The 23076-nt window shown below is 34.7% G+C and carries 19 protein-coding genes; 7 read left to right on the top strand and 12 right to left on the bottom strand.

Annotated features, from left to right (window positions below):
- Positions 1–399: 399 nt before the first annotated feature.
- Together P0Y62_14585 and P0Y62_14580 are read right to left on the bottom strand one after the other, a co-directional pair.
- Entirely contained in the window at positions 400–2469 is a 2070-nt protein-coding gene (locus P0Y62_14585) for a DUF5689 domain-containing protein (GenBank protein ID WEK69064.1), read from the bottom strand.
- A 10-nt stretch (positions 2470–2479) separates the two neighbouring features.
- Positions 2480–5218: a TonB-dependent receptor gene (locus P0Y62_14580; protein ID WEK69063.1), complete on the bottom strand. Its 2739-nt coding sequence runs from the start codon at positions 5216–5218 to the stop codon at positions 2480–2482.
- 240 nt (positions 5219–5458) lie between these two features.
- Between P0Y62_14580 and P0Y62_14575 the strand changes: the two genes are divergently transcribed.
- Together P0Y62_14575 and P0Y62_14570 are read left to right on the top strand one after the other, a co-directional pair.
- A complete protein-coding gene (locus P0Y62_14575) occupies positions 5459–6658 on the top strand; it encodes an endonuclease (GenBank protein ID WEK69062.1) in 1200 nt (399 codons plus the stop codon).
- Positions 6659–6801: 143 nt separating this feature from the next.
- A complete protein-coding gene (locus P0Y62_14570) occupies positions 6802–7128 on the top strand; it encodes a DUF6146 family protein (protein ID WEK69061.1) in 327 nt (108 codons plus the stop codon).
- A gap of 52 nt (positions 7129–7180) precedes the next feature.
- On the opposite strand, the gene P0Y62_14565 is transcribed toward P0Y62_14570, so the two are convergent.
- Entirely contained in the window at positions 7181–7777 is a 597-nt protein-coding gene (locus tag P0Y62_14565) for a superoxide dismutase (GenBank protein WEK69060.1), read from the bottom strand.
- Between the two features lie 254 nt (positions 7778–8031).
- On the bottom strand, positions 8032–9852 hold the full coding sequence (gene rho / locus P0Y62_14560; protein ID WEK69059.1) for a transcription termination factor Rho: 1821 nt from the start codon (positions 9850–9852) through the stop codon (positions 8032–8034).
- Between the two features lie 145 nt (positions 9853–9997).
- Here rho and P0Y62_14555 point away from each other — a divergent pair, with 145 nt between their 5' ends.
- The 4 genes from P0Y62_14555 (at position 9998) to P0Y62_14540 (ending at position 13784) form a co-directional block, all read left to right on the top strand.
- The gene (locus P0Y62_14555) at positions 9998–10387 is read left to right on the top strand and encodes a DUF4293 family protein (protein WEK69058.1); all 390 of its coding nucleotides are present in this window, start codon (positions 9998–10000) and stop codon (positions 10385–10387) included.
- A 212-nt stretch (positions 10388–10599) separates the two neighbouring features.
- Complete coding sequence (locus P0Y62_14550; GenBank protein ID WEK69057.1) at positions 10600–11523, top strand: M28 family peptidase; 924 nt, start codon at positions 10600–10602, stop codon at positions 11521–11523.
- Between the two features lie 51 nt (positions 11524–11574).
- Complete coding sequence (locus tag P0Y62_14545; protein ID WEK69056.1) at positions 11575–13413, top strand: ABC transporter ATP-binding protein; 1839 nt, start codon at positions 11575–11577, stop codon at positions 13411–13413.
- A 23-nt stretch (positions 13414–13436) separates the two neighbouring features.
- Positions 13437–13784, top strand: a complete 348-nt coding sequence (locus P0Y62_14540; GenBank protein WEK69055.1) for a DUF1801 domain-containing protein — start codon at positions 13437–13439, stop codon at positions 13782–13784.
- Positions 13785–13835: 51 nt separating this feature from the next.
- On the opposite strand, the gene P0Y62_14535 is transcribed toward P0Y62_14540, so the two are convergent.
- The 6 genes from P0Y62_14535 to rsfS form a co-directional block, all read right to left on the bottom strand.
- A complete protein-coding gene (locus P0Y62_14535) occupies positions 13836–15164 on the bottom strand; it encodes a peptide-N-glycosidase F-related protein (protein ID WEK69054.1) in 1329 nt (442 codons plus the stop codon).
- Positions 15165–15356: 192 nt separating this feature from the next.
- Positions 15357–16010: a phosphatidylserine decarboxylase family protein gene (locus P0Y62_14530; GenBank protein ID WEK69053.1), complete on the bottom strand. Its 654-nt coding sequence runs from the start codon at positions 16008–16010 to the stop codon at positions 15357–15359.
- On the bottom strand, positions 16007–16891 hold the full coding sequence (locus tag P0Y62_14525) for a phosphatidate cytidylyltransferase (protein WEK69052.1): 885 nt from the start codon (positions 16889–16891) through the stop codon (positions 16007–16009). The genes P0Y62_14530 and P0Y62_14525 overlap by 4 nt, the downstream gene beginning before the upstream one ends.
- 25 nt (positions 16892–16916) lie before the next feature.
- The gene (locus P0Y62_14520; GenBank protein ID WEK69051.1) at positions 16917–17498 is read right to left on the bottom strand and encodes an LUD domain-containing protein; all 582 of its coding nucleotides are present in this window, start codon (positions 17496–17498) and stop codon (positions 16917–16919) included.
- A gap of 135 nt (positions 17499–17633) precedes the next feature.
- A complete protein-coding gene (gene ftsH / locus P0Y62_14515) occupies positions 17634–19646 on the bottom strand; it encodes an ATP-dependent zinc metalloprotease FtsH (protein WEK69050.1) in 2013 nt (670 codons plus the stop codon).
- 22 nt (positions 19647–19668) lie between these two features.
- Positions 19669–20031 carry a ribosome silencing factor gene (gene rsfS / locus P0Y62_14510; protein ID WEK69049.1) on the bottom strand — a complete coding sequence of 121 codons (363 nt, stop codon included), beginning with the start codon at positions 20029–20031 and terminating at the stop codon, positions 19669–19671.
- 86 nt (positions 20032–20117) lie between these two features.
- Here rsfS and P0Y62_14505 point away from each other — a divergent pair, with 86 nt between their 5' ends.
- Entirely contained in the window at positions 20118–20831 is a 714-nt protein-coding gene (locus P0Y62_14505) for a biotin--[acetyl-CoA-carboxylase] ligase (GenBank protein ID WEK69048.1), read from the top strand.
- Here P0Y62_14505 and P0Y62_14500 read toward each other — a convergent pair.
- Both P0Y62_14500 and tgt read right to left on the bottom strand, forming a co-directional pair.
- Positions 20825–21934: an LptF/LptG family permease gene (locus P0Y62_14500; protein ID WEK71818.1), complete on the bottom strand. Its 1110-nt coding sequence runs from the start codon at positions 21932–21934 to the stop codon at positions 20825–20827. The two genes, P0Y62_14505 and P0Y62_14500, sit on opposite strands and share 7 nt — an antisense overlap.
- 8 nt (positions 21935–21942) lie before the next feature.
- Positions 21943–23076, bottom strand: coding sequence for a tRNA guanosine(34) transglycosylase Tgt (tgt, locus tag P0Y62_14495; GenBank protein ID WEK69047.1), 1134 nt, complete (start codon positions 23074–23076; stop codon positions 21943–21945).

The raw sequence follows: 23076 nt of genomic DNA, 5'->3' as shown, positions 1-23076 counted from the left end.
AAGATGCCATATTATTACTGCAACAAAAATATTACAGCAATACGACAAAGTGTGTCGTATTTTATTTTTTGATCAATATAAATGAGTAGGATGACCTGTCATTTCAGTTTCAATCTATATTATATGCCTGTCTTCAATTACTTCATTATAAAAAGCCCCTCACTTATACTTACAAATAATAGTAAAGAAACATTTATCTCTTTTGTCTGATAAAATATAAATAAACTTGTTACTCGAAAAAGATGGGTGACCTAAGTAATTATCAATAAAAATAGTTAATGAAGATTTGACTGTATAATAAATACAATATTAAGCTTAATTATAAAGGATAATGTAAAATAAGTAAAAAAACGGTAACCCAATCAGAGTTACCGTTTTTTATTTTTTTAAAGCTATTTATTATTTACCTTTAATCTTGAAGTCATCTACTTCCCAAGTAGCTGCCGCAGAAGTCGTAGAAGTGTATTTAAATGCAATTCTTACGTTTTTACCTAAGAAAGCACTTAAGTTTATATTTCCAGAACTTACCCAATCTCCATATGCTGCAGTATTAGTATCCAGTGTTGCCGGAAGTAATGTCCATGTTGTTGTAGAAGGTGTTCCTGTATAATTATCCGTCGCATATACCTGTAAAGCATTTCCTGTATATCTTACATCTGAAGTAAAGGAAGCAAAGGCCATTGTCTTTCCTACCAGACTTACTTCTTTAGAAATCAACCAGTCTTCATTAACTTTATTTCCGGAAGCGTAACCGTTCATCATAGCATAATTGTTTCCTGAATTTCCTTGATTAGAAATAGTCCATACTTCTGCTCCTGTAACGTTTACCGTAGTCCAGTTTGCCAAGCCTGAAGAGAAATCATCTCCATAAATTGTCGATAATGGAACATATGTACTACCATCACATCTCGGATTGTTTAAATTCGCATTGATCTGATATGGAATCCATAGTTGGTAAGTACCATTAAATGCACTTAAAATAGCATAAACATCACCTTTTCCTCCCGATACATCTTTTCCTGCAAATGTTGCATAATTACTTGTTCTTAAAGCAATTGTTTTTCCGGTACAATCGGTTAATGTTCTGTTTGTTGTACTAGCACCAGAAGCATAAGGCTGATATAAATCCGAATCTATAAACTGTACTCCTCTTAATTTGATCCATCTTCCTACATCCGCACTTGTAAGCTGAGAAATTGTTCTTTCAGTAGGCAATACATCTCTTATCGGAGCATTTCCATCGAAAACCTTTTTGTAAATATTTAATTCATCAATACCCCCAAAGTTAATCCCTCCATTATATAAGTCTCCTAGTTGTATTTCTCCGTTTACATTACTTACATATAAGTCTTTTAATTTAATGTAAATATCTTTTCCTACTCTGAAACGGTTGTCCTGGTAAAGATTCGTTTTGTTAACATTAAATCTAAGACCTCCAGTAACATCTTCAATATAAACATATTTGTACAGGTTTCCTGTTTCATCATTGGCAGTTACCTGAGCTTTTACGTAAAAGTCTCCTGTAATCTGATTCCAGTTCCCTGATATGTAAAGTTTTTTTACGTCAGCAATCGTCTTTTGAGTCAGCCCCGTATCACTGAATTTACAAGGATCTGCCGTGATTCCATCCAGACGTGGGAATTTATTCATCTCAAGATCAGAAACTCTGTTGATGTATAATTGATAAGTAGAGTTGTATTTACTGTAAATTCCTACAAATTTACCATTTCCAGAAGGCATTATCTGATTTGCAAAAGAAGCAAAGCCACTGTTTCTTACAATTCTTGTAGTTGTAGTACTGTTATCTCTGATTACCCTGTCTACTGTTGTTGCATCCGGTGCATAGTTCATACACAAGACTTTGCTGTCAAACTCAGCATTGTTTACTTGGATAAGGCATCCGATGTATTTATCATTTGCAGTAACCATTTGAGCAAATGTCATTACTCTAGGAACAATAGTCGCTTTTACGCTACAATCTCTATAAATATGAGAAGGAACATATTTTTCAGGAATTCTTGTCCCTGTATCTGTGATCATTCCTAGTTGCACAACACTGCCATATGTTGAAAGCGCAAGACCCTTTAGTTCAATGTATACTTTAGATCCTTGAGGAAATTTAGTATATGTACTTATCATATCCACACTTACTGTCAAACCTTCTGTAGGATTGGCAGGATCATCTTGAATGTAAATGGTTTTATAGATATTTCCTGTTTCGTCTGTTGAAGATACATATCCTTCAACGTAAGCATTATCATTAATAGCCTGGCTTTGTGGTTTTAATTTTAAATCATGTAACGTCCATTTTGTGAATCCGTTAGCCGAATTTTCATAATAACTTGCGTTTCTACACTGATAATCATCCAGGTTAGGAGCGTCATATTTATCATCGTGCACACAGCCTGTAATGAATAAGGCAGTTATAACAACGAAAATATATTTTAAAATTGAATTATATTTTTTCATAATATTTTTTTTAGAATCTTAAATAAACGTTAGTAAAGAAAGTGATTCCTTTGTCATACCAAAGTTTTGGACTAAAATAAGGTCTCGCTCTTTGAGAATCTGCAAGTGCATCATCAAAGTTTACATTCCTACCCTGTTCAAAACCTCCGGTTACATAATTTCTGTTGTTTAGAATATTATTTACAGAAATACTAATTCCCATTCTGTATTTTCCGAAAACGAAAGATTTTCCGGCATTCGCATTTAACATAAATTGATCATCAAACTTCTGCTGAGCTGTAAGCTGCTTCACAAGTTCCGGAGTCGCTGCTTCAATAGGACTTCCGCCTGCATCTGTATAGAAATAAGGAGTTTTATTCAATGCAGAAATATCAACATATTGATCCATCAAATAGTTGGCAGAAGCTCCAATCCACCAATATTTTGGAGAGTTATATTTTAATCCGAAAGAGAATGCTTTTTGAGGAGTTCCCGCTACTTTATAGTTTTTAATCTGTGCTTTTCCTCTCCAGAAGTCTTCTCCTCTAAAACGGTTAATATCATCAAACGTAGAAACATCAGCATCACTTGTGTATTTGTACTCTCCAACACTTGCAACACCAGTTGCATTTAATGTAGGAAGTATTTTTACATCAAAACCAAGCTCTGCTCCTATGTATCTTTTGTTTACATTACTCATCGCTTCGTTTACCAAAGTACTTAAAGCAGTTCCAGAACCACTTTGTACATCGGCATAGTATCTAGAGATTTCCGTAGCATTGCTGATGGTGGTTAAGAATCCTGAAAGTCTCAGTTTTAAGATCTGACCTCTCATAATATAGCTCAAATCATTAGAGTTAATCACCTGATTTCTAACTCCTGGAGTTAAGAAGTCTACAGTTCTCGGGTTGATGTAGATCTCATTAAATGTTGGTGCTAAGCTGAAAAATGCTCCATCGTAAACAATAAAGTTTTTTCCATTGATTTTATAAGTGATTTTCGCTTTAATACCTGCATCTAAAGCATCATAAACCGCACTTTTTCCTTTAGAGTTATTCTGGAATCTGTAACTTCTGTAGTTTCCTTCTCTGTAAGATTCTGAATAAGAAGAGAAAACTGATGCCACCACATTCCATTTGCTGAAATCAACCTCTGATGAAACATTTAGTGAATAATGGTTTTTACTAAGAAGATAAGAATACTGAGTTCTGTCTCCTTCTTTTGCCTGTATATTCGGATCATCAATGTTGTAGCTTACATCTCCGTCAAAAGCATTTTGATTGTAAGCAAAATTGGCCCCTAGCAAATCTTTTACTCTTCTGAAGTTATCAGATCTTAGATTCTGATAATTGAAGTTGATATTTAATTTCCAGTTATCTTTTAATCTTGTATCAAAGTGAGAAGCGAAATTGAATGTTTGATCTTTATTAACATCTTCTACAACTGAATAAACAGCACCTCTGTCTGATCCATCAGGATTTTTAAGATTAAGACGGTTGGCACTATACAAATCATTCCAGTCGATCTGAGACTGAGCTCTAAACTCATCTTCTGTTAAAAGTCCGTATCCAGGAAGTTTTCTGTAGTAAGTAGGGTTCGGGTCTGCTGCGTGGAACCAGTCTAGCCTGCTTCTTGCATCGCTTCCGAACTGATAAGAAACTGTATTGACCCAATTAGAGTTTTTACCAATTTTTAAATAATCAGTCAACATAAAGATTGGCTCAAATACGTGTCTGATTCTTGAGTTTCTTTTTTCTCCATCTTGCCATCCCCAGTATGAATTATAGTTTTTTCCCATAATATCATATACTTCTTGAGTATTTGGAGAGTTGGAAGCTCTATAGGTAGGAGAACCAAAGCCAGTAAGGTTGATCGAGTGTCTATCACTGAACTGCTTCTCAATTGAACCGAAGTATGCATAAGCATCCTGGTAAACACCGTCTATAATAGCTCTGTCTCCCCATCTTCTACTTCCGGAGAAAGTAAACGCCCATCCTTTTTTAGATAGACCTGAAGAATAAGTTGCCAAAGCTCTGTTCAAGTAACTTCTATTTGTAAATGAATAGGCTAAAGAAGTCTGTTTTCTATAGCTTGAAGCTCTTGTATTATAATAAACAACACCTCCCAGATTACCAAAAGTATATTCTGAAGGAGTAATATTATCTACGTTTTCGTATGGATATCTTGTAACATCATTCAAACCACCCCAATTGCTGAAGTCAATTCTTCCATCATCATTTTTAGACATTGGAACACCATTGAAAAACACATCCTCAAATCTGTTGTCTACACCTCTTGGTCGGAACCAGTAAGCTCCTAATTCAAATGCTGACACATTCTGAAATGCATCTCTTCCTGAACTTAAAAGACCAACTGTGGGCTGCATTGCAGAACCTCCGTCTTCAGTATCACTTGCAGAATCATCAACAACAACCACACCAGCATCTGATGAACCTACATTGTTACTAAGTGTTATAACACCTAGATTCTTTCTTTTCTCATCGGCAGTTACATCAAACTCTAAAATTTTAGACTCAAAGTTTGGTTTTGTAACCGTAATGAGATAATGACCCGGCTTTAGATCTACAAACTGGAAGTATCCAATTTTATCCGCAGTTACATCATTTACGGACTGTGCAAGATCCACTTCTGCTCTCTCCAGTGGCTTACCTTCCTGATCCTTAACGTATGCAAAAACAGTAGTTTGTGCAAAGTAATAAGATGCAGGTAATAAAGTAAACAAAGAGATTAGGGATAGTTTTTTAATCATATATAAACTTTTTTAAACTCCTTCTTTTATTAAGGGGCAACAAATTTAGAACTATTTTCATTAACTCAAACATTTTTAATAATTTATTCTATTAATTTTTCTTAACCTATGATTATTATCCTAAAAATATCCCCATTTTACAATTAATTACAAAAAAACATCTATTAATTTTTTTTAATCTTTTTTTCTTATATAAAATTAGTACTTTTACCCCCTCATTTTTTTGAAAATACTAAGAATATGAAAAAATATTTAATCGCTATTGTCGTTTTTTGTTTTGGATTTACGTTTTCTCAGCAGAAACAAGTAAAAAGAGCCGCTATTGGTTTTTTGAATGTTGAAAACCTTTGGGATACTATTCCTTCTGCTGATTATATCAACGGAACGCTAGCTGTTTCTAACCCTGCATTTCACAGAAGTGTACCATTAGATTCTTTGAAGTTTTTAGAAACTACTGAAGATTATAAAGGAGAATGGAGTGACGACCTTTTAATTGGTAAAAAAGTTATCCGTAAGCAAGTTTTGGCGGATGATTTTACTCCCAACAGTCCTAAAAGATGGGGAACTAAGTTTTATAATCAGAAAATAGCGAATGAAGCAAAAGTAATCTCTGAGCTAGGAAGACAATATACGAATGATAACCCTGCAATCTGCGGACTTATTGAAGTGGAAAACAGACAAGTTGTTGAAGATCTGATAAAACAACCCGCTTTAGCGAGAAGCAACTACGGGATTGTACACTTTAATTCGTATGATGCGAGAGGAATTGATGTGGCTATCATTTATCAAAAAGCAAGATTTTCCTTACAGAATTCTTATAAAAAAGAAATCAAAATTTTTGATGAAGACGGAAAAAGAGAATATACCAGAGATATTGTAGTAGCTATCGGATTATTGGATGGAGAAAAAGTTGGGATCTTTATGAATCACTGGCCATCCAGAAGAGGAGGAGAAGCTATATCTCAGGCTAAAAGAAATGCTGCAGCAACTACTTTAAAAAATGAAATGGATAGAGTAACAGCAGAAAATCCTGGAATCAAATTATTCTCAATGGGAGATTACAATGATGACCCTGTAAGCCCGAGTTTAAAAAAATATTTAAATGCAGTAGGAGATCCTAGTGAACTTTCTGATAAATATCCTTACTATAATTTAATGTATAAATTATATAAAGCGGGAGTTGCTTCTCTTGCTTATAGAGATGCTCCTAACTTATTTGATCAGATTATTGTTTCTAAAAACTTATATTCTACAGAAAAAATAACTCCAACTTATTCTATTTATAAAGCAGAAATTTACGCTCCGCCTTATTTAATAAATAAAGAAGGACAATGGAAAGGTTATCCTTTACGTTCTTGGGACGGAGATAGATTTACCGGAGGATATAGTGATCACTTTCCAGCAGTATCAATAGTTCAGAAAGAATATATAAAAAAATAAATACAGATAAGCACTCATTTTGAGTGCTTTTTTTATGTAAATTTATATGTATGAAAAATATAGTTTTAATTATAATTATTTCACTTTTTCCTTTCAGTTGTATTGCACAGACTGAAGCTAGAAATAATAAATAAAAATCTGAGATGAAACCTTCAAAAAATGAAGATGGAGAATGGGATCTGACTGTATTAGACACTCAATTTGACTATTTTTTAAATGCAGTTGCAAAACCGATAAGCCAATATTCAGAATCTTATTTAAAAACAAAAAATACTTTTCTAGTTAATGAATGGAATTCTTATTACTATTCAGGAAAATACAGAAATATTATTGAATCGTCTATTGACTACGATCCGAAAGAAAATTATGGAATTAAATTCGAATATAAATTCTACCAGGTTTTTGCTTATGTCAGCTGGAAATACAAACTTCGTATGAACGGGCTTTCCGGAGCTGATGTCATTAGATAACAAAAAAGGTTCAGAATATTTCTGAACCTTTTATTTTATAAACAGTAAGTAATTATTTGTTAAATAATTCCTCAACTCTATCCCAGTTTACAACAGAGAAAAACGCTGCTACATAATCAGGTCTTCTGTTTTGATAGTTTAAGTAATAAGCATGCTCCCAAACATCAAGTCCTAAAACAGGTGTTCCTTTTACGTCTGCAACAGGCATTAAAGGATTGTCTTGATTTGGAGTAGAAGAAACAGAAACTGAACCGTCAGCATTTTTTACTAACCAAGCCCATCCTGAACCGAATCTTGTTTTAGCAGCATCAGAAAAATCAGTTTTGAATTTTTCTAACCCTCCATAAGCTTCGATAGCAGCTTTTACATTTCCTACAGGCTCATTACTTCCACCTGGAGTTAAGATTTCCCAGAATAAAGAGTGATTGAAGTGACCTCCACCATTGTTTCTTACCGCTGGTTTATCAGTTCCGATCTGACAGATTTCTTCTATAGTTTTCCCTTCTAGATCAGTCCCTTTGATTGCATTATTTAAATTGTCGATATACGCTTGGTGGTGCTTAGTATGGTGGATCTCCATAGTTCTTGCATCGATAGTTGGCTCTAATGCATCGTAAGCATATCCTAGTTTTGGTAATTCAAATGACATAATTTTATTTTTAATGTTATTAATCCAAATTTAACCATAATTTGACCTATATTCAAAAAATGGAGATTACTTTAATAAATCTTTAACATTGATATATTGATTTAGAATGAATTAAATTTTATCCTAAAATCGAATTTAAAAAGAAAGATTAAGTTAAAGAATTATAAAACTACTGTCCTTTCCTTCATATCATAATCAATAAAAAAGCACAAACTCATAAAGTTTGTGCTTTTTCTTAACAATATTAAATTAATTTACTTATTCATAGACATAAGGAATTCCTCATTGTTTAGAGTTCCTTTGATATTTCTATCCACAAATTCCATAGCTTCTATCGGATTCATTTCAGAAAGATATTTTCTTAAAATCCACATTCTCTGAGAAGTCACTTCATCTAAAAGAAGATCGTCTCGACGGGTACTGGATGCAACCAAATCTATGGCAGGATAAATTCTTCTGTTGGCGATTTTTCTATCCAGTTGCAGTTCCATATTTCCTGTTCCTTTAAATTCCTCAAAGATAACTTCATCCATTTTAGACCCGGTATCGATAAGAGCCGTTGCAATAATCGTTAAAGAACCTCCTCCTTCAATCTTTCTTGCAGCCCCAAAGAATCTTTTTGGCTTGTGAAGTGCATTTGCATCAACCCCTCCCGACAATACCTTACCTGAAGCAGGTGTAACGGTATTATAAGCTCTTGCCAATCTTGTAATTGAATCTAACAAAATAACAACATCGTGACCGCATTCTACCATTCTTTGTGCTTTAGCAAGCACTAGATTGGCCACTTTCACGTGTTTGTCTGCCGCTTCATCAAATGTAGAAGCAATTACTTCTGCATTTACACTTCTTTCCATATCGGTAACTTCTTCCGGACGTTCGTCAATCAGAAGAACCATCATATACACTTCAGGATGATTGGAAGCAATGGAATTGGCGATGTCTTTTAACAGCATCGTTTTACCCGTTTTTGGCTGGGCAACGATCATTGCTCTCTGTCCTTTTCCGATAGGCGCAAACAGGTCAACAATTCTTGTAGAAATCGTAGATCCACTTCCTGCTAAATTAAATTTCTCTTCAGGGAAAAGTGGCGTTAAATATTCAAAAGCAACACGATCTTTAATAAATGCGAGATCACGTCCGTTAACTTCGGTTGGTCTTAATAAAGAAAAATATTTTTCCCCTTCTTTGGGTAATCTTACAATCCCTTTTACGGTATCTCCGGTTTTAAGTCCAAAGTTTCTGATCTGTGCAGTAGAAACATACACGTCGTCTGGAGAAGAGATGTAACTGAAATCTGATGAACGTAAAAACCCATAATTATCTGGTAAGATTTCCAATACCCCTTCAATGCTTACCATTCCATCAAAACTGAATTCCTTCTTCGGTTCATGATGTTCTTCATTTCTTTCAGAATGCTGCTGCTGTTGCTGCCTGTTCTGATTTTGATGTTGGTTGTGGTGCTGTTGGTTTTGGTTTTTATGTTGATTTCCGTTGTTTTGCGGATGATTTTGACCTTTTTGAGGTCTAGCCTGATGTTGAGGAGAAGTTGGCTTTTCGTCTGCTGAAGCAGTTTCTGGAGATTCTGTATTATGAGGAACTTCTGCTTTTTCCTGAGGATTTTCAGAGTTTCCCGTGTTTGCTGAAGGAAGTCTTTTTCTTTTCTTCTTAGCATTTGCAGCAGGGCCAGATTCATTAGATATCTCTTCAGTACTGATTTCAGCTTTTGTATCCTCTGCTTTCACAGGTTCTTCTGCAACAATTTCTTTTTCTTCTACCTTTTCTTCAGTCTGCGGTTTGGCTTCAGCTTTAGGTTTTGGAGCAGCCTTTTTAGGGGCAGCTTTTTTTACAGGTGCCTTTACAGGTTTCTCTGCAGGAGGCTCTTCAGTATTTGTACTGCTTTCTGTGGCGTTGAAATAATCTTTAGCAACTTTAGGGTTGGAAGCCTGAAAGTCAAGAATAGCAAAGATTTTATCATTCTCATTGCTGTTTCTTGCAACTTTAACGCCTAAATCTTTTAAGATTTTAGTCAAGTCCGTTACGGATTTTGACCTTAACGTTTCAATGTTAAACATATTTAATGTAAAAATGTAATTAATTGTGAGTAAGAAAAGTAAGTCCGGTGACTGTTGTTTTCAAGTACATTCGTATAATGCAAATCTACACTTATTTTTGAATTGTGCAAAATTTATATTATTTTTGCCTAGAATTTAATATTCAATGCTACAAAGAATACAGACTATATGGACTTTTTTAGCAGTTTTAGCTGCTGTGTTTCTGTTCGTTACAGGGCAAGATGTTATCATTTCTGATAGTTTTCCCGTGCTTAATATCGCCTGTATCGTGCTTGTTTTGGTTGGACTACTGAGTGTGTTCAGCTTTAAAAACAGAAAAAGACAAATTTTGCTGAATACGATCAGCATCATTATAAACGCTTTGTTGATTGGTATATTGATTTACTGGTTACTAAAATTATCCGGAGGAATTCAGTTTCCTGAGAAGGGTATTGAGCCAATTTTTTCATTGATCGCGATTATCTGTTTGTTCATTGCAAACATTTATATTAAGAAAGATGAGAGGCTCGTAAAATCTGTAGACAGACTTCGATAACCTTACAACGATTTTTTGAGTGAGAGCAGCTTCTTTATTGGGAGCTGTTTTTTTATGGGTTAAACTCATGCAGATTGCAAATATTTCAAAGATTAATTTATAATTTAAAAAAACGTAATCATTTGTAAATCTGTGTATTTTGTGGAAAACGGAAATTCAGGTGCAACATTTTTATTAAACTTGCGACAGATTATTTTAATAAATCTAAAACAATGAAAAAACTAACTTACCTTACTTTCTCTCTTTTCTCTCTCTTTTCTTTTGCACAAGAGGTTTCAAAAGAAAGAATTACCACTGTGTTGGCAACATTAGCATCTGATGAAATGAAAGGCCGTGAAATCGGAACCCAGGAAAATGAAAACGCAGCCAATTATATAGCCAAGCTCTTCAAAGAAGACAACCTGGAATATTGCACCGGAAATTCTTATCTGATTCCATTTAACTATAAAGGAAAAACTGTTTATAATGTTTGTGGAATTAAGAAAGGAAAAACAGATAAATATTTAGGTTTTTCAGGGCATTTTGATCATATCGGAACCAGCAAAAAAAGTGGGGATAATATCTATAACGGAGCGGATGATGATGCAAGCGGAATCACTACATTGGTAGGAATTGCCGATTATTTTAAAAATGAAAACCCCGAATTTTCTACGGTGTTTATGGCTTTTAACGGAGAAGAAAAAGGAATGTTGGGTTCAAGAGCTATTTCTGAAGATAAAGCTTTAGACAAGATCTATAACAATATGACGGCTCTTTTTAATTTTGAAATGGTGGCAACAGAATCCCAGTTCGGAAAAAATGCTTTATTCATGACCGGTGATGAATTTTCTGATCTTGATGAGCTTTTCAATAAAAATGCTGTAAATGGCTTAAAGATCAATCCTGACCCCTATGCTTCGGAACAATTATTTTACAGATCGGACAACGTAAATTTTGTGAAAAAGAAAATTATTGCCCACTCTTTTTCAACAGTTGATATGACGAAAGCTTCTCATTATCATAATGAAAGCGACGATCTACATGTTGTTGATTTTGATAATCTCATTCAAATTATCAATAATTTTGGGAAGACTTTAAAGAAAATAAGTCCTAAAAACTTCAATCCAAAATATAACGACAAAGTAAATTTCAATTAGAAACGTCTTATCGTTTAAATTACGTAATTTTGCTATCCAATTTTTCATTGAATGAACGAATATAAAAAAATACTAAAATTCGCTAAACCACACCAGAAATATATTTTCGGAAGTTTATTCTTTAACCTCTTATATTCTGTATTTCAAATCGCTTCATTAGGAACAATTCTGCCGGTTCTAGGAATGCTTTTCGGCACTATTAAGCGTGAAGATTTTGAATCTGCACCTGTATATTCCGGAGAGCTTGTAGATTTATTTCCATACCTGAAAGCGTATTCTAATTACTATATTCAATCTTTAGTTGATGATTATGGCACTCTCAATGTTTTGGCATGGCTCTGCGTCATCACAGCATTTATGTTTTTGTTGAGAAATCTTTTCAGATACTTAGGATCTTTCCTGTTGATTAATTATCGTGTAGGTGTTACCAAAGATCTTCGTGGAGAAATGTATCGTAAAGTATTAGCTTTACCTGTTTCATTTTTTACTGAAAGCAGAAAAGGAGATATGATGTCTCGTATGTCTAATGACGTGGGGGAAGTTGAAGGTAATATTTTAGGAAGTTTAGTGGAATTGATTAACGCCCCATTTATGTTGATCAGTACATTAATAAGTCTATTTTTGTTAAGCACTGAACTAACACTTTTTTCACTTCTGGTATTACCTGTAATGGGAACAATGATTGCATTGATTGGAAAAAGCCTTAAAAAAGATTCTCATGAAGCCCAGAACGAAATGGGAACTATTTTTTCTATTGTTGACGAAACCTTAAAATCTTCAAAAGTAATTAAGATTTTCAGTGCTGAAAAAATCATGGACAACCGATTTATGGGTTCTATGCAAAGATGGATTAACAGTTCAATAAGATTAGGGAGAAAGAAAGAATTGGCTTCGCCAATAAGTGAGTTCCTTGGGTCTGTTACCTTCTTAATTATTGCTTGGTATGGCGGAAAACAAATTGTTGTAGAGCACAGTATTGCCCCGCAAGACTTTTTAGTATTTTTAGGAATGTTCTTCCAGATTTTACCTCCAGTAAAAAGTTTATCTCAATCTATTTCCAATGTTCAGAAAGGAGAAGCTTCCTTACACAGAGTGTTGGAAATTCTTGAAGCCGATGTAAAAATTGATGAGATAGAAAATCCTGTTTCAGTTTCTACACTAAATAATGCTATTGAATTTAATAATATTGGTTTCTATTACGATAAAGATCATACAATCCTTAAAAACTTCTCACTGATTATTCCAAAAGGAAAAACGGTTGCGCTTGTCGGACAAAGTGGTAGTGGAAAAACAACCATTGCGAACCTTCTAGCCAGATTTTATGATGTTTCCGAAGGTGAAATCTTAATTGACGGAGTTAATATTAAACATTTAAAACTGAAAGAATACCGCAAGCTGTTAGGAATGGTAACTCAGGAGTCTGTTTTATTCAACGATACTGTTTACAATAATATTTTGATGGGTAAGCCTGACGCGACAAGAGAAGAGGTAATTGCAGCCGCAAAAATCGCTAATGCAGACTCATTCATTACCAATCTTCCTGATGGATATGATTCAAATATTGGAGATGATGGCGGAAAGCTTTCCGGAGGTCAAAAACAACGGGTTTCTATCGCGAGAGCCGTATTGAAGAATCCACCGATTATGATTTTGGATGAAGCAACTTCGGCATTGGATACAGAATCCGAAAGATTTGTTCAGGATGCGTTGGAAAAAATGATGGAAAACAGAACATCCTTAGTGATAGCCCACCGTCTTTCAACAATTCAGAAAGCAGATTGGATCGTTGTCATGGAAAAAGGGGATATTATGGAACAGGGAACACACCATGACCTTATTGCTAAAAGAGGCGTGTATCATAAATTGGTTGAGCTTCAGAATTTTGATTAAATCTTTTTAAATTAAATTTTAAAATGAATCCTATACAAGAGTACTTCTACAGAATTGATGAGCCTGAAAGAAGTACTCTTCTTTTTTTGCGTAATAAAATCCTCGAATCCGACACAGAAAATATTACTGAGACTTTAAGTTTTGGTCTGTCGTTTTTTAAATATAAAAAGAAAATGCTCTGCTACCTTTACTATAGCAAAAAACATAAGCAACATTATATAAGTTTCTACCATGGGGATAAACTAGATCATCCATTGCTTCTACAGGAAGGCAGAAAGAAGTTTAAAATCCTTTTAATTGATATGGAAGAGGATTTGCCTGTAGATTTTATTTTAGGACTGATTAAAGAAGTAAAACAATACATTAGATAAAAAAAGAGAAGCCGAAATGACTTCTCTTTTTTTACTTTCACAAATATCATATTATTTCTTAATGATCTTGTGCTTAAATTGAGTTCCTCCCTCCAGTGTAATATCCAGCAAATATATGCCAGTTGGATACGGGGTCATATCCACCCTAGAATCTTTTATCTCATTTAATTTTCTTCCGTCTAAAGAATATACAAGAATATTCTTCACTTTTTTATCCGATCTTATATTCACAAAATCTGTAGTAGGATTAGGATAAATTGATACATCTATCGTAGAAACATCTTTCACAGACAAAAGCTGATTACTGCTTTGCATATAAACAGAAAGAACTATTCTTCCGTCCTGTCCGTAAAAAACAGCAGTCGGGACCTCATATTTTAGCACATGATTTCCAGCTGTAAGTGTAGGTGATGTAAAACTCCTGATTGGTACGGAATCCCCGGGACACCAATTATTCCAAGAAGTCCACCAAGCTGTAGTTTTTACGGATGTTCCGTATATTCCATTTCCTTGCGTGTTATACATTCGGTACGGTTCACAGGATTTTCCACCCGGAGTAAAAGTTAAGACCTGGGCATTATCTAACGAAACCTGATTTTCCCTTCTTACATATTCCTCTCCATTAGTATTGGCTCCATGAGGTGTGGAAATAATGAAAAATTTAGCGTTATCCGTGCTTTGATTTACATTAAAATTAACCAATCTTACCGTTTGACCTGCTTGGTCCGTATTATTATAGTTATTCAGCTCATTGGAATCTAAGAGCGGAAGCAGATTATTATACGAAGTGGTAACTAAAGGATCATTGTACGTGACAAAATTTAAGGTTCCTTCAAAAACATCATTTCTTCCTGAACAACCTGAAACCTGAGTATTTGCCGCATAAGGCACTCCAAAAACATCGAGCTCCACATAAATATCATATGTATTTCTTAAAGCCGTATTACTGAAAACTGCATATAGATTATCTACTTCATAAGTGTACGGAACTGTGGTTGGAGAAATATTTTTATTCATGAAAGGGGTAATATATCTTCCAACTTCAAATCTTTTCACTCCCGTATCATTCAATGTATAAGTTGCCTGATTTTTGGGAACTAAAGCAATGTGCACACCTCCGATTCGGTCATAATTATCGCAGAGTGCCCCGATATTTACATTCATCTGAATCTTATTCTGAAAAGAATTCAACTCAGCATCACTTAGTTTTTTTGCATATCTGTAATTTGCCAGTCGAATTGTATTTGCAGGAACCGGATTGGAAACATTTGCTGCATATCCGTCGTAAAAAACAACCTGAGAAAACACATTTATAGTAGTTTGGGCCTGCATGTCTAAAAAACAGGCAAAAAGCATTAAGGAAAGTAAAACTTTTTTCATTTTAAATTAAATTTATGATTTCACATCAAAAATACATTTTTGAATAAAAATAAACAAGGTTAAACATTTAAATAAACTTAAAAACACAAATCATTCAATCTAAAACTTATATTTTAATAAAAACAGTAAGTATTTAAACAAAAAAAGACCGCTTCTTTCGAAACAGTCTTTTAAAATATTTTGATATAAATCTTAATCTTTCAATTTTGCAATCACATCCAGACCTCCCTTGGTAATATCACCAATTTTACAGACAATCTCAGTGTCTACAGGCAAGAAAACATCCATTCTTGATCCGAACTTGATGAATCCGAACTCATGTCCTGCTTTAGCCGTATCTCCTTCATTACAATAGAAGACAATTCTTCTCGCCACATATCCTGCAATTTGTCTGAAAACCACCTTATGGTTTGTCGGAGTTTCTACAGCAACTGTTGTCCTTTCGTTTTCTGTAGAAGATTTCTCATGCCAAGCCACCAAGTATTTTCCAGGATGATATTTCTTGTAAATCACATTTCCTGAAACAGGATATCTACAAATATGAACATTCAAAGGAGACATAAAGATCGAAACCTGAATCGCTTTTCCCTTTATAAATTCATCCTCATCCACTTCTTTTATCATTACAACTTTTCCGTCAACCGGAGCAATCACATTTTCTCTGTGATCTAGAATACTACGATCTGGAACCCGGAAAAACCAAAATACCAAACTATATATTACCAACAAAGGCAGAATAATGAGTAACGACCAAATTTTAAGGAAGTAAATAGCCAATGCGCCAAGGATGACGAACAATATCGTAGCTACTGTAATTGTTCCTTTCGATTCTTTGTGTAATTTCATGAGATTATATAAATAAATTTAGCTAAAATAAAGTACAAATATACGACAGGAACGCAGATTAAAAAACTATCCAGCCTATCTAATACTCCACCATGCCCCGGAATGATATTTCCACTGTCTTTTACACCGAAATTTCTCTTCAGCTGACTTTCCACCAAATCTCCTAACGGAGCAAATGCAGCCACTAAAAAACCTACAATCATCCAGTTCCCTCGAAGGTCAGAATGGTACTGTTCTATGAAATAAGACAAAACCAATGTTAGTACTACTCCACCAATATACCCTTCCCATGTTTTTTTAGGGGAGATTTTAGGAGCCATTTTATGTTTTCCGAAAAATTTCCCTGTTAGATAAGCAAAAGTATCACTGCTCCATATCAAAATAAAAAGGAATAGCACTTCTAAAGAAAATGTATTGTCGTAAGATGTAAACTTAGGAAGACCTAAAGCAAAAGAGAACGGGAGAGCTATATAGATCACTGTAAAGATAAGCTTTCCGCTGTCATAGTATAATTCGCCTGAAAACTTAAATAACGTAACTACTGCGATTAAAATTAAAACAATCGCCAATATTTCGCTCAGTCTGAAATCAAAAAAGAATCCGTAGTTAAAATACCGTTTAGAGAAAAGATAGAATATGAATGCTATAATAGGCAACACAACCCACTTTTCATATCCATTGCCAAACTGCATAATTTTCACACATTCCCAGGTTCCCACCAGCATTAAAAACGTGATCAACCCGTAATAAAGGTATTGCTGTTTCACCAGTCCCGGAGAGATCGAATTAATCAGTTGTGCTCCCAAAGGAGTAACGCATAAAACAATAACTGCTACATATACAATTCCGGAAAGGGTTCGTTGAATAAGGTTTTTGTCCAAAATTTAAAATTTAGAAAGTTGATGCCTAATCTTCAAGAAGCAATAAAAACAACTTCGTATTAGAATTTGAAGAAGTATCCATTTTCGATTGATTACCGCTGATTGATGTTAGATTTTTGATATTACCGTTTCTTTTGATCTTCCCCATCGCATCATTGAGGTTATTCACGATTTGTGAAACATTGGCGATGATGATGATTTTGCCTGGCAATCTTGAAGAATGGTAATGAAGAATATTATTGTGAGACAGCATTATTCTGCCGTCGTAAGCGATAAGATATTCGCAGGTAATAAAAGCACAGTCATTAGAATGTTCCAGATCCGATGTGTAAGGAGTTTTCACTACATTCAAAAAACTCTGAAGTTCTTTATCCCAACAAAAAAGATTTTTAATTCCTTCTATTTTAATGATTTGATTTAAAGTCTGTAACGCTTCCCCTTCATCTGCACAATAATTAAAAAAACCTCCCGAATGCGTAAACAATTGGGCAAACTTATAATCGAGATCCGCATTTTTCAACGAATCCCCCAGTTTCTCCAGACTCTGATTATCCTCTTCTTCAGGCTGGTTGGTCAGTTTGCTTACAATCTTCTTGAATAAATTCAACTCAATCTATTTTTAGTCAACTTTATACAAAAATAGAAAATAAATTACAATAGATTCCAAAAATATGGTTATAAATATGAAAAAACCTGACAATTTGAGGTTGCCAGGTTTTAAAGTTATTTATTTTTAAAGGCTTTATAGTTGAGAAGAGCTTTCAGGAGCCTGAATTTCGCTTTCTTCTTCTTTATCTTTAGTTGCTATTTCTTCTGCATTTTCTTTTCCGTCAGGAATGGTATTGGTTACAGGTCTTTCCGTTAATTCGGGATCCCATGCTCTTTTTCCGAATACCTCTTCCAAATCTTCACGGAAGATTACTTCTTTTTCTAACAGCTTGTTTGCTAAAGCATCCAATTTATCTTTATTTTCAGTCAGAATCTGAATCGCTCTGTCGTATTGATTTTCAATAATTTCTTTGATCTCAATATCGATTTTTTTCGCAGTTTCTTCAGAATAAGGTTTCCCAAAAGAATATTCAGACTGACCTGAACTGTCATAATAAGAAATATTCCCAATATTCGGACTCAAACCATAAATCGTAACCATAGCCTGCGCTCTTTTCGTTACACTTTCCAGATCAGAAAGTGCCCCTGTAGAGATATTGTTAAAGATTACCTGTTCTGCAGCTCTACCCCCTAATGTTGCACACATTTCGTCCAACATTTGTTCAGTTGTTGTCAACTGTCTTTCTTCAGGTAAATACCAAGCTGCTCCTAGTGAACGTCCTCTCGGTACAATTGTTACTTTCAACAATGGTGAAGCATGCTCAACCAACCATGAAATCGTAGCGTGACCAGCTTCATGATAAGCCACTCTCTTTTTTTCTGATGGTTTAATGGCCTTATTTTTCTTTTCAAGACCACCAATAATTCTGTCTACAGCATCAAGGAAATCTTGTTTCGTTACCGAAGTATGATTATTTCTCGCTGCAATTAAAGCAGCTTCATTACAAACATTTGCTATATCTGCACCGCTGAATCCTGGAGTCTGTTTAGCCAAGAATTCTCGGTCTACATTATCATCAAGCTTGATTTTACTCAAGTGAACATCAAAAATCTGTCTTCTTTCATGCAGTTCAGGAAGATCTACATAGATTGAACGGTCAAAACGACCTGCTCTCATCAAAGCTTTATCCAAGATATCCGCTCTGTTGGTTGCAGCCATTACGATAACATTCGTATCGGTTCCGAAACCATCCATTTCAGTCAACAACTGGTTTAATGTATTTTCTCTTTCGTCGTTTCCGCCTGAGAAATTGTTTTTACCTCTTGCTCGTCCGATAGCATCAATCTCATCGATAAAAATAATAGCTGGAGATTTTGCTTTAGCCTGAGCGAATAAGTCTCTTACCCTTGAAGCACCTACTCCAACGAACATTTCTACGAAATCTGAACCAGAAAGCGAGAAGAAAGGCACTTTAGCTTCACCTGCAACCGCTTTTGCCAGTAAAGTTTTACCAGTTCCCGGAGGCCCTACCAAAAGCACACCTTTAGGAATTTTACCTCCTAGTTTTGTATATTTTTCAGCATTTTTCAAGAAATCTACCACTTCCTGTACTTCTTCTTTGGCTCCCTCTAATCCTGCAACATCTTTGAAAGTAACCTGTATTCTTTCTTTTTCGTCAAAAAGCTTAGCTTTAGATTTCCCGATAGAGAAAATTTGTCCTCCAGGTCCTCCTCCGCTCCCCATTTTTCTGAAAAGGAAGAAATAAAAAATTCCTAAAATAGTAATCCAGATCAACGCCTGAACAAGAATTTCCATCATTGGATTTTTCCCTGTTCCGTAGTCTTTCGTAGTTGCTAAAGCTGGATTAGCAGCTTTTACTTGATCAAATTTTTGTAAAAAAAGCTGAAGATCTCCATATTTGACAGTAAAATCAGCTTTTGGAGCTACTGAAAAGGCAGCAAGAGGATCATTTTCTTTTGATTTGTCCACTGTTGCTGTTTTTGCCGCTTTTGTAAGGAATACATCCGCTCTTTCAGTATCTTTATAAATTATAATGTTCTGAACTTTTCCCGCCTGCATTTCTCTGAAGAAAGCATCTTCATCCATAGATTTTGCACCGTCTCCTCCTAAGAAATTGGAGCCAACGAATAACAAAAGAGCAATGATTATTATTGGAAAAAACCAGTTAAATCCCTTATTGTTCATTTATACTTTTTAAAATTTAATATTAATTTTCAATTCGTGTAATTGCAGCATCTCCCCAAAGTTCTTCGATATCATAATACTCACGTACTTCTTTTTGGAAAATGTGAACTACCACAGAAACGTAATCTACCAAAACCCACATAGAGTTTTCTGTTCCCTCTACATGCCAAGGTCTGTCTTTAAGATCGTTTCTTACTTTTTTTTCTACACTGCCTGCTAAAGCCGAAACCTGAGTATTCGAGTTTCCGCTACAAATTATAAAAGTTTCTGCTACAGAGTTTTCAATATTGGAAAGATCAAAAATCATGATATCTTCACCTTTTACATCCTGGATAGCCTCTACAATTTTATCTATTAGTGCTTGTTTTTCTGCTGTTTTATTCATTAAAAAATACTATAATCTGCAAATTTATTGTTTTTCTTTTACTTTAGCCTTACTTTTACCCCCTTAATGTCTTAAAGTTTTCTTAAATGAGCCAATTATTCTATCTAAAAGAATGCTCTTCTACTAATGACGAAATAGCAAAGTTTTTACTTTATGATCATTCAGATTTTATTTCGGTGCACACCTACAATCAGACTCAGGGTCGCGGACAGTACGGAAATACATGGGCTGCGACTGCAGGGAAAAATTTAGCTTATACACTGGCGGTAAAGATCCAAAACATTTTGGTTTCAGATTTTATGTTCAATTATTATACCGCAATTATCATTAGAGATTTTCTTGCCAATCTGACTGAAAATAAAGTAGAGATAAAATGGCCAAACGATATTATCCTTAAAAATAAAAAAATCGTTGGAATTTTAATAGAAAAGAAGAAAATTAATCAAAATAATTATTTCATCATTGGGGCCGGATTCAATATCTTGCAGGAAAAATTTGACGAAATATCCAATGCAGGCTCTCTTTTAACGCAGACAGGAAAACATTTTGGCATCAATCAATTTGCTTTAAGCTTGCATGATTTTTTGGTTGAAAAGCTACAAAACATTCCTTCTGAGCAAGAAATTCTGAATCAATTCAACACCTATTTATTCCGGAAAGATAAAATTTCAGTTTTTGAGCTTGACCAGAAAAGACAAAATGGCATTATAAGACACGCAGATGAAAAAGGTGAACTCTGGATTGAGCTTGAAAACGGACTACAATCTTTTTATCACAAAGAAATAAAACTCCTTTACTGATTGGCTCTTTTGAGATATAAATAAGCTGCTAGAGGAAAAAAGACAAGATTTGGAAACCACATTGCCAATAACGGCGGCATGCTTTTATTTTCCGACACCACCTTTAACGCTTCAAAGGAAAAAACAAAAACAAAAGCTAAAGAAATCCCCACAGCAAGGTTAATTCCCAATCCCCCCCTCTTTTTCTGAGAAGATAATGAGAGTGCTAAAAAGGTAAGAATGACAATAGAAACAGGCATTGAAGTTCTCTGGTAAAGCTCATTTAAATGGGTATTTAAATTACTGTTTCCTTTTTCTTTCTCTCTGGCAATAAATTTCAGGAGTTCAGGAGTTGTTTTATTTTGCCCTAAAAGTTCATTCGGGAAGAGTTCTTCCGGACTGTGTCCGTAGCTTTTTCTCAATTCATTACCGTTTCCGAGTTTGGCAGAATTGTCTTTATTTATGGTTTTTTCAAGATAACTATTCAGAACAAACTGCTTTTTATCTTTATCCCAATAAACATCAGAAGCCTTGAGTTCATAGATCATTTTTCTATCCTTATCGAATTTCTGAAAAATAAATCCGGAACCTCTTTGTTCTCTTTTATTCCATGAATTTACGAAAATATATTCTGTACGGCTTATCTGTGCCGAAGCAGGAGCCGTTCCCAATACTTTTTCTTTATTTCTAGCATTGTAGGTATAGGCTTCGAGTTCATTTTTTTTAATGTTCGCCCAAGGCAATACGAAATGATTCACGACAAGAGAAATTCCGGCAATGAAAACAGAAGTCAACAAATAAGGTTTTGCAAAACGGTGAAAACTTGCTCCACTGCTTATAACCGCAACAATCTCTGTATTGTTTGCCATTCTTGAGGTAAAGTAAATCACTGAAATAAAAACCAGAATAGACAGAAACGTCATAACCAGGTTGATAATCCAGAACGGATAAAAATGGATCAAAAAATAAGTCACATTCAGTTTTGGATCCAGCTCTGTGGCACTCTGTATCCTGGGAATTTTTGACTGAACATCGATTACCAATACAACTATAGACAACAATATCAGCATGAAACTGAATGTCCCAAGATATTTTTTGATAATATATTTATCTATAATGGTAATCATCTCTCTTATAATCTTTGTCTAAGAACCGGAACTACCGATTTTTTCCATTCATAAAAGTCTCCTGCAATAATGTGTTCTCTCGCCACTTTTACAAGATCCAAATAAAATGCTAAGTTATGAATTGAGGCAATCTGTTTTCCTAAATATTCTTTAGAAACAAATAAATGTCTCACATATGATTTTGAATACTCTCTGTCTACGAAGCTTGTTCCGAATTCGTCTAAAGGAGAAAAATCTTTTTTCCACTTTTCATTTTTCATATTCATCACTCCTTTCCAGGTGAAAAGCATGGCATTTCTTGCGTTTCTGGTAGGCATTACGCAATCCATCATATCAATTCCCAAGCCTATAGATTCCAAAATATTCCAAGGAGTTCCCACTCCCATTAGATATCTTGGTTTTTCTTTTGGAAGAATATCTGTCACTTCATCAGTAATTCTGTACATTTCCTCTTCAGGTTCTCCTACAGAAAGTCCTCCGATTGCATTTCCTTCTGCCCCTGCTTCTGAAATCACCTCTGCAGAAATTTTTCTTAAGTCCGAATAAGTAGACCCCTGAACAATTGGAAAAAGTCGTTGTTTATGTCCGTACAATTCAGGATTATTTTCCGTCCACTCAATACATCTTTTCAGCCAACGGTGCGTAAGTTCCATTGATGATTTAGCCTGATTGTACTCACAAGGATAAGGTGTGCATTCATCAAAAGCCATAAAAATATCTGCTCCGATCTGTCTCTGGATTTCCATAGATTTTTCAGGAGAGAACATATGATAACTTCCGTCGATATGAGATTTGAATCTGGCTCCTTCTTCAGTCATTTTTCTGCTGCTCGCCAATGAAAATACCTGAAAACCTCCCGAATCGGTAAGAATGGGAAGATCCCAGTTCATGAATTTATGTAAACCTCCCGCTTCCTGCATGGTTTCCATTCCCGGACGCAGGTATAAATGGTATGTATTTCCCAAAATAATCTGGGCTTTTATGTCTTCTTTTAATTCTCTTTGGTGAACTGTTTTTACACTTGCAACAGTTCCAACAGGCATGAAGATAGGAGTCTGAATTGTACCGTGATCTGTGGTAATTTCACCCGCTCTCGCCTTCCCTTCTGAGGTTTTTTCTATAGTAAAAAACTTTTGCAT

The sequence above is a fragment of the Candidatus Chryseobacterium colombiense genome (genome assembly GCA_029203185.1).
GTDB classification, from domain to species: Bacteria; Bacteroidota; Bacteroidia; order Flavobacteriales; family Weeksellaceae; genus Chryseobacterium; species Chryseobacterium colombiense.
This window is presented reverse-complemented; position numbering and strand designations above follow the sequence as displayed.